The following is a 15,059-nucleotide window of genomic DNA, read 5'->3' as shown; positions in this document are numbered from 1 at the left end:
TGATTGATTTATGCACTTAGTGAAATTACCGTGGCATACTCGGATGGACTTGATAGAGAGTTCAGACTTAGAAAAAGCAAAAGAGATTTTCTTTAAAAATGACTATGCGCTTAGGATAGGCAGGGAAATAAACAATACCAATTTCTTGAAGGAGTTTGTTTCACATTTTAAAAACATCGAAAGTTTAGGTTTCCAGGCTTTTGGTGATGGTGTTTCTTATGATTTTTTATATGAGCTACCTAATCTTAAAGATCTAAGCCTGCACACAATGTATTCTGTGAATTTTGAGTATTTGAAACAATTGCAGAATTTATCGATGTGGTGGAATAAGAAAATGATTACTAATTTTAACCAGCTTAAAAACTTAGAAACCTTGCATATCATTGAATTTGATGAAAAAGACCTTACAAAATTAAGTAAGCTCACTAATTTAAAAAGCCTAAGTTTTGCAACAGCAAAAATCAAATCCTTAAAAGGTATAGAAACCCTTACTAATTTAGAAAATCTATCATTAGGTAGTGTACGAAGTCTTACCGACATTTCAGACAGTACAGCATTGCAAAAATTAGAACAATTAGAATTTGATATTTGTTGGAAGCTCAAAGATTTTAGTCCTATTGGAGAACTAAAAGCACTTAAAGAACTTCAATTATTAGACTGTAAAAACCTTGAAAGCATCAAATTTGTAAAAGATATGCCTAATTTGAAACGTCTGTCCACTTTGGGAACTACGATTATAAATGACTATGACACCACACCCGCCGAACACATACCCGTATTTTTTGGCAGTCAGAATAATAAATACAACAAGCAATACCCTAAAAAAGAAATACACAAAAAGTTAGATGAATTATAAACCTAAAAATGAAAACAACTTAGAACAAGCTATATAATTAATAGCTACCCTATCGGGATAGCTACACAATCAGATTACAATCGTTACACCTTACTAATAATAAAAACAAATAATAAATTTATGAGACATTTTTTAATTCATTTGATTACAATTTTAATTACAATATTTTTATCTATATCATGTAATAATGATGATGAAAATAACCCAAATACTAAAAAAAATACAATTATAGGTAGATGGAAATTGATTAAATATGAAGATAATGGGAAACTCTCTGAAGCTAATAAATGTAAACAAAAATCAATTGTTGAATTTAAATCTGATAATACATTTACTAATATAGCTGTAATTGATAGTGAAATGGATAGTAGTATATGTGTTTTTGATGGTTTTGGAACTTCCGGAACTTTTGAAATAGCAAATAACATCTTAACAACTACTAACGTTAATATAATAGCTATACCAGATGATTTAAACGTTCCTCAATTCATAGAAGAAGCTAAAGGTAAAAATGACCCACAAACAATATCATTTGATAATGAAAAGCTAGTTCTTTCTGAAACGATTATTGATGGAGAGAAAACTCTAAATTATAAATTCATTTATGAAAAGACTAAAAACGATTTCTTTGATAATAAATAACAAGATGTAGCACTATCTTTTAATCACGACCAAGGTTATACAAAGTAATCTTCTTATTCTTAATACACTAAATAGTGTCCTATTGGTATTAATGTATCCAATAGGACACTATTTATTCTGATTTTAATAGTTTTAAGACTAAATTGGATGCATGTATATGAGTGACTTAAGAATTATAGATTTAGTATTGTTTCTAGGAATAAGCCAAGGTTTTTTTTTGGCAATTATTATACAATTATTACCAAAAAAAAACCTTTCAGCCAATCTAGTCCTATCCTTAATCTTGTTTTTGTCAGCTATTATGCTAACAGGAAGATTATACTATTATGGATATGAAGAAAACGAGTTTTTTGCCCGATTGGTAATGCTTGTTGACAGTATTATTTTTTTATTTGGTCCCTTGTTATATCTATATGTCAGAAGAATGATTGTAAGTTCTGATGTCAAGCCTGTTCTTCGATGGGTAGAGTTCCTTCCTTCAGCATTACATTTAATGTATGTATTATGGACGTATCGTTTCTCTATTATACAACTTCAGGAAATGTATGACAACGGTTTTTTTACGATACCATTTTTTATAATTGAATTATCTATAATTATTCTATTCACAATTTATATTATTAAATGCTTCATAATTTTAAAAAAATTTCGCTTAGCAGAAGAAAGAATCCTATCCTTTCATCAACAGATCTATGTATACTTAATGATATTAATTTCAATTTTTGCATTAGTAACTGTTTTTTGGTTTCTAAACTTTGCAAAAAGCTATCTACTACATACCTACAATCCATATTTTAATTATAATACAGTATGGTTATGCATACCAATTATTATGTACGTCGTCGGTTTTTATAGCATCAGGCAACCCGAAATTTTTAGAGTAGCTATTCTAACTCCGAAAAAGAAAATATTTAAAAGTAGACTCAGTAAAGCTAAAATAGAGCAACTGACAGCAGACCTAGAACACTTACTAGTACACGATAAAATTTACTTAAACCCTAACCTTACACTTGCTAGATTAGCAACTCAGCTAAAAACATCAACAAACGATGTATCCTGGTTACTCAATAAAATACATAAATGTAATTTTTATGAATACATTAATACATATAGAGTACAAGAGTTTATATCCAAAATTAATAAAGGAGAACATAAACGGCATACTATATTGGCGTTATCTCTTGATTCTGGATTTAATTCTAAATCAACCTTTAATAAAGCATTTAAAATAATTCTTAGAGATACCCCTAGTAATTACATAAAAAAAATGATCAAAGACTAGATCATAGCTTTTTCAAAACCAATTTTCTTTTCTAGTATAATAAACATTAGTATTTCATTACACGGTTACAAATGATGTCCTTCTTTTTTGATAAAAAGAGTTTGAATGTACCCAAAACGTCGATATGTAGGATCATTAATAAGTAGTATTGAAGAAACTTAAAAATACTAATCATGAGAACTATTAAAAAACGATTCATTAAAATTATTACATTAGGAACTGTAATGTCTTTGCTAACAATATTGATATCTTGTTATGGAGATGGAATAACCCCTGATTTAGAAGTAGAAACACTGATCAGTAACTTTGCAGCAAACGGAGCCGTATCAGTAGATAGAAATGGAGATATTTATGTCTCTGAATATGGTAGATTTGTAGATACTGGTGGTAGCGGAACAAGAATTTTTAAACTTAATTCTAGAGGGAAAATCCTAGATACCATAAAAGGATTATCAGGTCCTATGGGAACTGCAAAAGACTCTAAAGGAAATTTATTTGTTAACAATGCTAATAATACAATCAATGGTCAGGTATTAAAAATTACTCCATCAGGAGAACGAGAAGTAATTGCCGTAATTGATGGATGGCCCAGTAGTATGGCAATAGACAGACAAAACAATCTATATATCTCTAATTATACAGCACCAACAGTACATAAAATCTCAGCTAATGGAGAAATAACAGAATATGCTAATGACCCTAGATTACTTGGTGGAGTAGGCATTGATTTAGATAGCAAAGGAAACGTAATAGTAGCAAATTTTTATACAGCCGATATTTATTCTATTAATCAAAAAGGAGAAATTTCATTAATAGCCAATATACCAGATATCGTTATTCAGAATTTTGGGATTGGTTATATCACAGTAATTAATGACGTTATTTTTGCTACAGGTATAGCCGTAAATTATATTTATAAAGTAACCATGGACGGTAAAATAGAAACTATTGCAGGTAACGGAGAAGCAGCTCAGGTAGATGGACCACTACTAGAAGCATCACTAAGTAACCCCAATGGTATTGCAGCAAATAAATGGTCCAAAGTAATATACATATCTGAATATACAGGAATAGGAGGTCTTCGTAAGATTAACCTAAGACCATACTAACGTTTTTTGTAGAACACTATCAATTAAAAAAAAATATTTTGATATCGAGGTAAGCCATAAGGAATTAAACCCTCAATGAGGGTTTAAAAACTCACTTAGTGAGTAAAGAATATAACTCATAAGGAGTTTAGGACTAAGTTACAAGTATAGCACTTTAAGCAAAATACATAACCCCCTTTTGATTTAATGTAATACCAATAAAAAAAGAAATCATTAAAAATCAGATCTATACCTTATAAGGAATATATAAATATAATATATTCAATAACAAAAAGAATTATGTATCCACCAGTATTAAAAACAAATCATTTAACTCTTAAGCCCTATACATCTGACGATGAAGATAGGTTCATTGAGATGACTTTAGATATACGATCCACCCAATTTATGGGAGGCGCCTCAGGTAATGAAATAGAAGAAAGAAAACTCTTTAAAAAAGGATTAGAGATATATAAAAGAAACGATAAACGGTGGTTTTGGTTATGGGGGATCTACAGAGGTGATTTATTATGTGGACATTTAGAAATAAAAGAAACAGATCACACTAATAATAACGAATTAGAAATAGTCTATATGGTTCATCCAGAAGAAAGAAAAAAAGGAATTATGACTGAAGTTCTCTCTTTATTAAAGCAAAATCAAAAAAACTGGCATAAAAGGATAATTGCGACTGTAAACCCTAAAAATTTAAACTCGATCTCTTTGTTAAAAAAGTGGGGAATTGATAAAAAAGAGATTTTGATTAGCAGTGAGACAGGTAAAAAGTATTTTAAACTAACCTTAGACGAATAGCAAAAAAAGAGATAAACAAGTATCATCTATAAAATAGATAAAACTTTAGTATAATAACATAATCGGATACGTTTATTGTGTCCTAAATTTTTGAAAAAGTAACATTAGAAGATCGATTACTTAACCATTAGAAACTCTTTTTTTGCCTTATCTATTATAGATCACTATTTTTATGAAGTATGATACACATACAGCATTAAAATAATCATATATATCCCCTTTAGAGGATATTACAGAAACACATTAAACTATTGAATAAGCAACCGACCAAAGCAAAAAAAAGAGTTGATATATTAGACATTTACAGAGGATTCTCGATTCTTGGAATTTTTGTTGTGAATATTGTAATAATGAATTCAACCTTTCTCAATCAAGACGAATTTGCAAAACAATGGACATCAAATATTGATCAGATAGCAGAGAAAATCTTACAATTATTTTTCTACACAAAATTCTTCCCGATCTTCTCATTACTATTTGGATTAGGAATATCAATGCAAGCTATAAAAATGGTTGATAAAAATAAACTACCCTTCCCATTCTTTGTAAGAAGAATGGTTGTGTTGTTTATTTTTGGAATTTTGCATATTGTATTTTTATGGTCAGGAGATGTCTTAAACCTATATGCACTATTAGGGCTTTTTACCACTTTTATGATAAAAAAATCTAATAAACTAATTCTAGTACTATCCGTATTATTTCTCTTCTTTCCATTTTATGACCAGTTTTTTGAATATATATTTAACCATATAAATTTTCATCCAGAAACTTACCTGAGTAATCATACAGGAGAAACCATTAATCAAATTATAAAAAACGGAACATATATAGAAGGAATACAGTTAAGACTATTAGAATACCTCTCTAATATACCCATGTTATTTGGCTTTTTAGCACCCGTAGCAGTTTCGATGTTTCTCCTAGGTCTTTATCTTGGTAAAAACAAAATCTATAACTCCTTAGATATATTCATTCAGCAGATTAAAAAACCAATGCTACTCATAGCCGTTATAACTAACATTTATAGGATTCTATTTTTATTTGTACTCCCCAATTATGAAATTTATAAAACAAAAACCTTTCGACCAATATGTATTAAAGCAATGATGCTCTCTGACATTGCAATGGGACTATTCTATTTATGGCTTATAGGATGGCTGTGGTATGCAACTAAGTGGAAAACCATCTTAGTCCCATTAAAATACGTAGGGCGTATGGCACTTACAAATTATATACTACAAAGCCTTATAGGAATACTACTATTCTCATCAATAGGATTTAAACGTTACGAAACGTTTAGCCCTTCAGAAACATTAGTAACAGCAATTAGTGTATTCATTGTTCAGGTACTACTAAGTAAATTATGGCTAACATATTATCAGTATGGTCCATTAGAATGGGTATGGAGAAGCCTGACATATAAAGAGATATTGCCAATAAAAAAAGCCTAACTGTCTGTAAAAACAATTTAATAAGAGATCTTTAGTAACTCTCCTAGAATACTACAATAAAGGAACGCATACCTAACACGAAGGAGTCCATACTTAATGCGAAGAAGTCCATACCTAACGCGAAGGAACGCGTACCTAACACGAAGGAGTCCATACCTAACACGAAGGAGTCCATACCTAACAAGAAGGAACGCATACCTAACGCGAAGGAACGCATACCTAACACGAAGGAGTCCATACCTAATGAGAAGGAACGCGTACCTAACACGAAGGAGTCCAAAATCAACATGTAAGAAAATAAACTTTCTGATAAAAGATACTTTCTACCTTATTAGAAAGCCTTTTCCTTTAGATCTTTAGATACCTCTGAGCATTAAGAAAGAAAAACTGCTCTTTATAATCTTTAAGAATAGCATTTTCAAAAATAGAAAGAAACTCCTTATGATACGCTAACTGAATCCCATCATTAAACAGAATATGCCAATCACTACCATACATTACCTTATCAAAAAAAGAATACTCACCCTCATCTCGCAGAAACAAATCTTGCAATCGTTTAATAAAATTTTGTCGTGGCACCCCTTTTTTAATATGCGCAAGAAACCCTACCTCGCAATATACATTAGGATATGTAATACATAATTCATACACTTTCTTAGCATACGATTGATCAAAATCAGCATCATTAGCCGTCTCCCATCCTTGTTCACCACCAGCATGCCCTAAGCATACCCTTAGCGTATTAAACTTAGGTTTGCTAAGAAGCCTTTCCCAAAACATTGGATCAGCATTCCTACCAGACTTCTCCTTAGGATTAGCTTGGAAACCAGTAGGAGTACAATGTGTAAAAACAGGTATATCATTACCCTCTTTAACACAAAACCTAAAAAAATTATGAATCCTCTTTTCTAGTTTCCTACCATTTTTTACATCAGGATACCCCGCGATACACTCTTCATTACTAGTCGCTCTATATCCTAGAGGAGGGTAAAATTTTACCCCAGTAAACCCTCTATCTAAACCATATTTTACCAATTTAATTCCTTTTGCAGTACGCCTTTTGGGATTAAAAGGAACAAAACCAATAAGCTTACCATTATGCTTATCCATCAATGCTTTCATGCGATTGATTTGATCCTTGATTCTTAGACGAGATCTTCCATTAAAAAAATGATGTGAATCAATCATATGAAAAACAAAATGATCGACATCATCCCCATAACTTCTCAGTAGCATTTCTACAATACTTTTTTCGGATCGCATCATAAAAAAGAACCACTTTAGATAATGAAAACCATCCTTAAGCAACGCTAACACCTTCTTTATAATTCTAAAAATCTTCTCATCAATATCAATATCGATCTCTTTTAACCCCTTAACCATCGTTAGTGATTCATCATCGAGACTAAGATACCCCTGATCAATAGCATCTTGGATATTATCCTGTACAGTAGGGTGGAAGAAAATTTCTCTAGAAACCCCAGAAGCAATATGATTGATTACAATAGCTTCATCAGCTTTTAGATACTCTAAAGGAAAAGAATCTAAAGACTCATCAAAGAACCGTTTATCAGACTTAATAGAAGAAGGTTTATTCGTAAACTGCCTAAATATAAACGCAACAGCGACTGCTATCGGATACGGTGTTCCGTACGCCTGTAATACCCCCCTTACAGGTAGATAATTAAGATTAAAAATATGAGTGTGAACATCTATTATTTTTGGAATAGCCATGATTTTAGTGTTTAGTACTATGTGTTATAAATATACAGATCCAAGCCCTTATGATTACTATAGAAGTATATTAGATTACTGTAAAATGTGATAAAAAAAAATAAGAGTAATTTTCAGTTACTTACTCCTAGCAATAAGATCTTTTATCTGGCTATATCCTTCGATAAAATTAAGTCCTATAGAGAAATAGACTTTATTACTTTCTCCATTGATATAGCTACCCAATCCAAATTTAACAGAATTAGCAAAAGATGTAACAAAAACCCCAGCTCCGATTAATGTTTCGCTATCTTTTTGTAGCGTATTAATCTCTGGGCCAAAACTAGGAGAAAAAAAATGATATAAAAATTTAGAAGAAGGTTTAGGAGTATATCTAAACGCATAACCAGCAGTTCCTGCTGCTCTGTAGATATGGTCATCCCCACGAATGGTTTGTACAAAAGAAAAACCTCCTGTAGTACTTTGCCCCCATCCGTATTCTGCAAAAACAAACTTATAGGTAAATCCTACATTATGAACAGCTTTATTAGTAACCCGAAGTATAACAACATCATCTATAGAAACTTCCTGAAAAGAGAGATCTATCTCAGCAGAAATCGTCTCTGAAGAAGAAGCATGGTATTTTATTGAATACTTATCAGCTACTTCTGTTGGTCCCTTTTTACCATCAGAATCATTAAGTATAGTTTCTTTAGAAGAAGAAGCATTTTTGGTTACCTCTGTCAATCCTAGAACAGATAAAGGTTTGATGGTATTATCTTTTCTTTGGATAAAAGCTTTTACATTAAGATTTAATTTACCTGCATTAGTTAATTTCTCTACAAAATCTTTTCTAAATTCTAAGTGTAGTACACCTCCCTTTTTGATATAATGAACCGATGATCGATTAGGTAAGATTTCATTAGTTGATTTTCCGTTCTCAGCAGGTCTTCGATGTTTAATGATCGTAAAATTTATAGGATTATAGATATCTGATGTCTGGAAATTTCCTGTCTTTATTGTTTTGTAAGGTTTTTTTATGCCTCGCATAATATTCAATGTATCAAACAAGCTAATTTTTTGGAGATCCAACTGCTTCTTGATAGCACCTAATGCTATAGAATCTTTTTCTAGCTTTTTAATCCTTTGATTAAGCTCTGCTATTGTTGCTTTTTTAACCCCTTTTTTTTGTTGTCCAGTTATAGAACCAAACGCCAAAAAGCAGATAATTACAATTAGTCTTGATAGTTGTTTTTCCATGGTCTTAAGTTTTTTAAATTCCCTATTACCAAAACTACCAAACCAATAGAAGCAAGTCAATCCTATTAAAGTAGGAGATTATTCCCCTTTAGATCAGGATAATTCTATTTTTATGACTATTTTTAAAATCCCCCTAGAGCTGTATCAGCAAAATTTTCAATTTGGCGAGCAGAAGATTATGAAGATAAATCATTTTTTTATTGGAGTATTCCTATTACTATCAAGTATAGGGTATACGCAGCAACCAATCATCCTTAACTCTATGGAGGATGAGGTACATCTCTATGACCATATTTCTATATATTATCATAATGATTGGAAAAAAATCCCTATAGACACTATTATAAACATCCATACTAAAGGAGAATTTTACAAACCAAAAAATCAAAGACTATATATACAACCACAGAGTAGAACAATGCTTCTTCATTTTAGGATCAAAAACACGACTACTACAGATATACCCACCTACCTTACCCTCAGTAATAGTTATCTTAACTATGGAAAAGTATATTACCTCTCTAAACAAGATACAACAGCCCTTAAAGAAATAAGTTTTTATCAAAACTTCCCGTTTAGAAGTGTAAACTATAGACACCCTGCCTGGAAAATAAATATCCCAACAGCAGAAATGGTAGAAGTCTTCTTAGAAGTAGTAGACAATGAAACCCGTACACGATTAGACCTTAAGCTAGAAACAGAACAACACTTTTTTAGAAAAATAGAATTAGAATACCTAAGAACAGGGCTGTTCATAGGATTTCTATTAATTCTAATCTTTGCACTATCAATATTTGGATCGATACAAAAAGAATATTCTATATTTTTTTATTGCCTATACATCATCTTAGTATGTATAGAATATTTAGCAGCAAAAGGTATAGGAATTCAATTCTTATGGTGGGAACAACCATTTATAATCAAAAACATGCGGAGTATGAGCCAATGTTTAGCTTTTATTAGTGCAGGTTGCTTTTATATCTACTTCTATAACTATACTAAAAAAACAAAATGGATACAGTACTTTTTCATAGGATCAGTACTCATTGTATCTCTGGTTTTAGGACTTTATCTCTACAAATATCTTTTTGGAGGCTTAGTACGACTATATGTATATGTATGGGCGCTACTACAAGTATTGGTTATTATTTTTGTAGTATTACACGCTATCTTGGGATATAGAAAAGTATTACCATATTATTTAGGAATTGCATTTTCATTACCCATTATTGGGATATTAATACAGTTGTTTAGTAACCCATCTGTTTATGATCCTAAGTTATATATATGGGTACTCTCTAATCTATTTTATATAGGAGTTACTATAGAAATAATAGTAGTAACCTATTTTATTCTAAGTTCAGTAATTCGATCTCAACTAAGATATAATACACTAAAAAAAGAAGCAAATGTACTAAAGATAAATTTTCAGGAGCAAATACTACATACCAGAATTGAAGCAGAGAACAACATGGTTAATGATGTCCACGATTCTTTTGGCAGTAACCTCGCAATCCTAAAAATGTCATTACTAAGCCTTAAGGAAAAAGAAGTTACAACAGCTCAATTAGACCATATAGAAACCGTATTAGATAATTTTAATAAAGAATATCGATATATATTAAACTCTAAGTTTTCTCCAACCATCAATTCAGAAAGTCTAATCTCTCAGATAAAAAACTTAGTAAAAAAACTAGACGAATTATCAACTACTAAGATTACCTCAGACATACAATTCTCAGGAAAATATCTAGACGAATTAAATTGCCTTAGTATCTATAAAATTATAAGCGAACTTCTTACTAATGGTATAAAACATGCCAAGGCAGAGCATATACTACTCGCTGTTAACCAAAAGTCGAAAACAATTTCTATACAAGCTAAAGATGATGGAGTAGGATTCAATACTAAAAAGCAAAACTCAGGAAGTTTTGGATTAAAAAGTCTAAAAGAAAGAGTAAAACTCCTTTCTGGAGATATGGAGATAGATTCTAAAATTAATAAAGGGACAACAATAACAATAGCATTACCTTATGAACAATAAGAAGTTATCCATTGTAATTGCAGACGATCAAAAAATGTTTGCTCAGAGTCTAGCGTTTTTTTTAAAAGACGATTGTTTTTCTATCGAAGCAATTTTAACGAATTACGATTCTTTGTTAATTGATATTAAAAAATATACGATAGATCTACTGTTATTAGATGTTAGTTTTGGTTCAGGAAAAAACTCTATTGATGTATTACAGAAATTAAAACAAGAAAATGATATCAAAATCATAATGTTAACCTCCCATGACAAAGAATTTGTAGAACATGAAGCATTAAAAAAAGGAGCAGATGGTTTTATACATAAGTATAATGATCTAGAACAGCTAAAATCTCTTCTATTACAGTATTTCGAAGCCCTATCCAAACCTAATATACCTCACACAAGTATTCATATTACAGAACGAGAAAAAGAGATCGTTACATTATTGTATTTAGGCAGCTCAGAAAAAGAAATTGCAACTCAATTATTTATATCTATAACAACAGTAAAAACACACAAGAAAAACCTTTTTCAAAAGTTAAACGTGCAAAAACAATCAGAACTAATTAAGCGATGTATTGATGATGGAATTTTAATTGTTTAAAAAAAAGTATAGCTATAGTATGGTAATTTCTCTATTGATATAAACATGCTGTATTATGATCTATACTGTTTATCAATAAGTACTTCGGGTTGGGTACAACATAAGTACAAGACAATTACAAAAAAGAACTCTAAAGGTTTCATCAGTATATAGGTATAATTAGATCGTTTAGGAGTGTTTATTTTCTTTGATAAGTTATAGCCATAAGTATCATAATAATACCGTATCATTTTATGGAATTTAGGAACTCTTCTTTGTATAACATCTTCAAAAGCATTCGCAACAAGTAATTGTCTATTAACAATAATAGTCGTGCCATGCCTAACACCTAACCGAGATGGTTTTACAATCTTGGGATTTCCACAAGCAGCAACAGTACATAAGTAGTGACCTTGATAATCCAAAAAAGGAGGATGCGTTTCTTGCGAAAATCTCCAAGTTGTCGTTTCAGTAAAAACTTTCCCTAAGCTATAAAAATCTTGCCCGAATACGACTAAGATGAGCGTAATGATAATTAAAATAGGGAATAGCCCTATAATGACCCAATACGTCTGTTTTTTAGAATTAGATAAATATAGATTGATACTATTCAGAAATTTATTTTTATAAATTCGCTGTTTCGCTAGTTTAGATTCTTCTTTAATAATTTTTATGATAAGTAAAACACTATTTACAATACTCAATAGTGGCGCAAAATGAAAACCTGTAATCCCTCCGTGTGAAATATCATAATGATTAGTAGTGATAGGAACTGATACCTGTAGGAGTATAACCATAGAAATAGTACTACCAATTAGTAAGATACCCATAGCCATAACCAAAATTAATGGAGGTAACTCTCTTCCTTTAAACCATATTAAAATACTGGCTGTCATAAAGAAGATAAAATATACAAGTAGCGTAAGTATATGATTTTCAGAAAATGGAGTGTACCATGAATCATGAGGGTCAATAGCTATTTTATAATCTGCACTATTAAAAAGATAAGCTCCTCCAAAAATAAAGAGCGACAGAATATATACTACAAATAATATACATTCTATAGTAAGAATTGTGGTATTACCTTTTCTATATTTTGTTATAACTCTAAAACTTACAAAAAAAAGTATAAAGAGTACTAGTAAAATAAAAGGGATCAGTATAGTCATAGATATATTGTCATAATTTTTTACTGTTTAAACCCTGTAGCAAATAAGTTTCGAGCACCTCTGATACCACATTTTTGATATTTATGATAAGCTTGTGCTGCTCTTTCTTCTATTTGTAGCCCTGTTTCATTTAGCATCCATCCATCAATTGCAGCTTTTAATGTATACGCTTCTGGAGCCATTAAATGTGTTGTCCATAAGATGGGGTTGGCTCCTGCTTTTTTTATTTTTTCTGTAAAATAATTTCTACTATAGCATGCTAGAATGATAACATCTTTAGGAATGTTTACATTATTGGTACAAGAGAGGTTAAGATTAAAATCCATAAGCCCATCATGTCCTACATAAGCTATTAGATCAGCGGCACCGCCAAATTGTAGTGTCTTAGAAGATGTTGTTATCGATATAGGGTTTTGATGATTAGCAGCTTTTAAAAAAGTACGTGTGCAGTTTTTTATAGTAGCACCATCATAGGCATCCGCTAGTAGATACACATCTTTTGTAGTGTGTTTAAATAGTACTCGTTCTAAAATATCAGTATCTGTAGGAGGAATTGTTTGTACTAATTTCCAACTTTTTGTCTTATACCTTAAGAATGATTTTACACCATAACCAGCCCCCCAATATAAATTATTTTTAGGATCTTGACCATTACCGATAGACTTTGGTACAGGAACGATACCTTGATTAATATTATCGCATAATGCAACAAAAACATGTATCGTTTTAGTTTGACTATACGTATTTATAGTTAGTAATAGCATAAAAAGCATAATTGGTATTGACGCGCTACTGCGGGACCATATCATTATACTTTTTAACTGTTTTAGACATTTTTTTTTCATCTTTATTTTTTTAGATAGCGATTTTTATCTAGGTAACAAATTACGTTTTTAGATTTTACCATCTAGTAATTCAATGATTTTATTTTATACTCTAGTATACTGATCCTAGACATTCTTAATAGTTATAGAATATAAAAATAGAATTCAGTTATACGCTATTTTATAGTACTATAAACGAATATAATATGTATTTATAGTAGCATCTATTTTTTTTAAATCACTTATGTGTTTTAGGTTTAAAATTTTACCTGATGATATACTAAATCTTATGCCTCTATAGGAACTTGTTTTTTTAACCGTTCTAAAATAAAGTAAGCCGAGGTTGCAGATAAGAGCAGAGCAGGGATTAAAGCCATTAGTATTTCATCTCTACTAATATCAAAAGCTGTAAAAGCAATTATAAAAACAATAACCTCTATAACAAACCAAGAAATAACTGTAACAGCTATCCATTTCCCTGGTTTAATTCCTTTTTCTAAAGCTATTTTTTTTATTTGCTTAACAAAATAAGCAAGTGCTAATATTTCTAACATATAGATTAATAAATTTTAATTGATTTTTTAATGATGCAATAATACAAAAGGAAACATAAAATAGATGTCATTTTTTGTGATCTCTTTAGCTCAGGTCGTAGTTAGAACTCTTATTCGTTTTTGTTAATACTACAGTAAAAAAGTACAAATAAGATCAAATAAACAGAAATTCAGTTAATATAAATACTTGATATGTAAGGATAAAGTTAGAGAATTCTTTAGTTGGTTAATGAAAAGTTATTTTTTTGTTAAAATAAAAATATATTTATATATGTTTTGTTGGTAACTAATTGATTATCATATGTATATTATGTTTTTTTTGTTTTTAAGATAGTATAACCGTAATTTTTTTATTGATTAAAATTTGTACATTTGAAGAGCTTTCTAGGATAGAATTTCCCCTAAAAGAAAACTTTATGGGCGATTGTTTATGCCTAAGTTTTTAGACTATTGATTCACTAAAAATCTACGATGAAAAAAATGGATTGTGAGTCAGACGGCGTAGCCTTCCCATTAATCAAATAAGTTAAAAGCTTTTTTAGCTTATTGTTGAGGAATTTTTATTACTAATTTGTTTAAAATTAGTCTATTAGAGTAAGAGTAAACCATCAAAGTCAATCAGAAAAACTTTAAAATTTAAGATGTAAATGTGCTGATAAAAAAGGCATTTTCATTCTATAATGATGAGAGAATAATAGTATTTTATTTTTTGACCACTTTTTGGTGAAGAATAATTCTCATTAGCTTATTAACTATCAATTATCAATTATAATTTTTTCTAGTAATCGGATTAAA

General features: G+C 30.3%; 13 protein-coding genes. 8 read left to right on the top strand and 5 right to left on the bottom strand.

Going from position 1 to position 15,059, the window contains the following annotated elements; all coding sequences use genetic code 11:
- Window positions 1–10 precede the first annotated feature (10 nt).
- The 6 genes from N456_RS19190 (at window position 11) to N456_RS19165 (ending at window position 6,132) form a co-directional block, all read left to right on the top strand.
- The gene (locus N456_RS19190; RefSeq protein WP_148639383.1) at window positions 11–856 is read left to right on the top strand and encodes a leucine-rich repeat domain-containing protein; all 846 of its coding nucleotides are present in this window, start codon (window positions 11–13) and stop codon (window positions 854–856) included.
- Between the two features lie 120 nt (window positions 857–976).
- A complete protein-coding gene (locus N456_RS19185) occupies window positions 977–1,498 on the top strand; it encodes a lipocalin family protein (RefSeq protein ID WP_082422596.1) in 522 nt (173 codons plus the stop codon).
- A 157-nt stretch (window positions 1,499–1,655) separates the two neighbouring features.
- A complete protein-coding gene (locus N456_RS19180) occupies window positions 1,656–2,780 on the top strand; it encodes a helix-turn-helix domain-containing protein (RefSeq protein WP_062060679.1) in 1,125 nt (374 codons plus the stop codon).
- 173 nt (window positions 2,781–2,953) lie between these two features.
- Window positions 2,954–3,889: an NHL repeat-containing protein gene (locus tag N456_RS19175; RefSeq protein WP_062060676.1), complete on the top strand. Its 936-nt coding sequence runs from the start codon at window positions 2,954–2,956 to the stop codon at window positions 3,887–3,889.
- 279 nt (window positions 3,890–4,168) lie between these two features.
- A complete protein-coding gene (locus tag N456_RS19170) occupies window positions 4,169–4,681 on the top strand; it encodes a GNAT family N-acetyltransferase (RefSeq protein ID WP_062060673.1) in 513 nt (170 codons plus the stop codon).
- 350 nt (window positions 4,682–5,031) lie between these two features.
- On the top strand, window positions 5,032–6,132 hold the full coding sequence (locus N456_RS19165; protein ID WP_240315560.1) for a DUF418 domain-containing protein: 1,101 nt from the start codon (window positions 5,032–5,034) through the stop codon (window positions 6,130–6,132).
- A 348-nt stretch (window positions 6,133–6,480) separates the two neighbouring features.
- Here the strand turns inward: N456_RS19165 and N456_RS19160 are convergent, their stop codons facing one another.
- Both N456_RS19160 and N456_RS19155 read right to left on the bottom strand, forming a co-directional pair.
- Window positions 6,481–7,866, bottom strand: a complete 1,386-nt coding sequence (locus N456_RS19160; RefSeq protein WP_062060667.1) for an amidohydrolase family protein — start codon at window positions 7,864–7,866, stop codon at window positions 6,481–6,483.
- Window positions 7,867–7,983: 117 nt separating this feature from the next.
- Window positions 7,984–9,105: a hypothetical protein gene (locus tag N456_RS19155; protein WP_062060664.1), complete on the bottom strand. Its 1,122-nt coding sequence runs from the start codon at window positions 9,103–9,105 to the stop codon at window positions 7,984–7,986.
- 112 nt (window positions 9,106–9,217) lie between these two features.
- On the opposite strand from N456_RS19155, the gene N456_RS19150 reads away from it, so the two are divergent.
- Both N456_RS19150 and N456_RS19145 read left to right on the top strand, forming a co-directional pair.
- A complete protein-coding gene (locus N456_RS19150) occupies window positions 9,218–11,149 on the top strand; it encodes a 7TM diverse intracellular signaling domain-containing protein (RefSeq protein ID WP_062060661.1) in 1,932 nt (643 codons plus the stop codon).
- Window positions 11,139–11,738, top strand: a complete 600-nt coding sequence (locus tag N456_RS19145; RefSeq protein ID WP_062060658.1) for a response regulator transcription factor — start codon at window positions 11,139–11,141, stop codon at window positions 11,736–11,738. Before N456_RS19150 ends, N456_RS19145 begins: the two co-directional genes overlap by 11 nt.
- 53 nt (window positions 11,739–11,791) lie before the next feature.
- Here the strand turns inward: N456_RS19145 and N456_RS19140 are convergent, their stop codons facing one another.
- The 3 genes from N456_RS19140 to N456_RS19130 form a co-directional block, all read right to left on the bottom strand.
- Window positions 11,792–12,886: a DUF6688 domain-containing protein gene (locus N456_RS19140; RefSeq protein WP_062060654.1), complete on the bottom strand. Its 1,095-nt coding sequence runs from the start codon at window positions 12,884–12,886 to the stop codon at window positions 11,792–11,794.
- A 20-nt stretch (window positions 12,887–12,906) separates the two neighbouring features.
- On the bottom strand, window positions 12,907–13,650 hold the full coding sequence (locus N456_RS19135; protein WP_240315559.1) for a hypothetical protein: 744 nt from the start codon (window positions 13,648–13,650) through the stop codon (window positions 12,907–12,909).
- A 347-nt stretch (window positions 13,651–13,997) separates the two neighbouring features.
- On the bottom strand, window positions 13,998–14,264 hold the full coding sequence (locus tag N456_RS19130; protein WP_062060648.1) for a hypothetical protein: 267 nt from the start codon (window positions 14,262–14,264) through the stop codon (window positions 13,998–14,000).
- Window positions 14,265–15,059: the final 795 nt, after the last annotated feature.

The sequence above is a fragment of the Aquimarina longa SW024 genome (assembly GCF_001401755.1).
Lineage (GTDB): Bacteria > Bacteroidota > Bacteroidia > Flavobacteriales > Flavobacteriaceae > Aquimarina > Aquimarina longa.
This window is presented reverse-complemented; position numbering and strand designations above follow the sequence as displayed.

What these genes read in the sequence shown, in the direction of transcription:
- N456_RS19190 (WP_148639383.1), top strand. Translation starts at nt 11, where the DNA reads ATGCACTTAGTGAAATTACCGTGGCATACTCGGATGGACTTGATAGAG.
- N456_RS19185 (WP_082422596.1), top strand. Translation starts at nt 977, where the DNA reads ATGAGACATTTTTTAATTCATTTGATTACAATTTTAATTACAATATTT.
- N456_RS19180 (WP_062060679.1), top strand. Translation starts at nt 1,656, where the DNA reads ATGAGTGACTTAAGAATTATAGATTTAGTATTGTTTCTAGGAATAAGC.
- N456_RS19175 (WP_062060676.1), top strand. Translation starts at nt 2,954, where the DNA reads ATGAGAACTATTAAAAAACGATTCATTAAAATTATTACATTAGGAACT.
- N456_RS19170 (WP_062060673.1), top strand. Translation starts at nt 4,169, where the DNA reads ATGTATCCACCAGTATTAAAAACAAATCATTTAACTCTTAAGCCCTAT.
- N456_RS19165 (WP_240315560.1), top strand. Translation starts at nt 5,032, where the DNA reads ATGAATTCAACCTTTCTCAATCAAGACGAATTTGCAAAACAATGGACA.
- N456_RS19160 (WP_062060667.1), bottom strand. Translation starts at nt 7,866, where the DNA reads ATGGCTATTCCAAAAATAATAGATGTTCACACTCATATTTTTAATCTT.
- N456_RS19155 (WP_062060664.1), bottom strand. Translation starts at nt 9,105, where the DNA reads ATGGAAAAACAACTATCAAGACTAATTGTAATTATCTGCTTTTTGGCG.
- N456_RS19150 (WP_062060661.1), top strand. Translation starts at nt 9,218, where the DNA reads ATGACTATTTTTAAAATCCCCCTAGAGCTGTATCAGCAAAATTTTCAA.
- N456_RS19145 (WP_062060658.1), top strand. Translation starts at nt 11,139, where the DNA reads ATGAACAATAAGAAGTTATCCATTGTAATTGCAGACGATCAAAAAATG.
- N456_RS19140 (WP_062060654.1), bottom strand. Translation starts at nt 12,886, where the DNA reads ATGACTATACTGATCCCTTTTATTTTACTAGTACTCTTTATACTTTTT.
- N456_RS19135 (WP_240315559.1), bottom strand. Translation starts at nt 13,650, where the DNA reads ATGCTATTACTAACTATAAATACGTATAGTCAAACTAAAACGATACAT.
- N456_RS19130 (WP_062060648.1), bottom strand. Translation starts at nt 14,264, where the DNA reads ATGTTAGAAATATTAGCACTTGCTTATTTTGTTAAGCAAATAAAAAAA.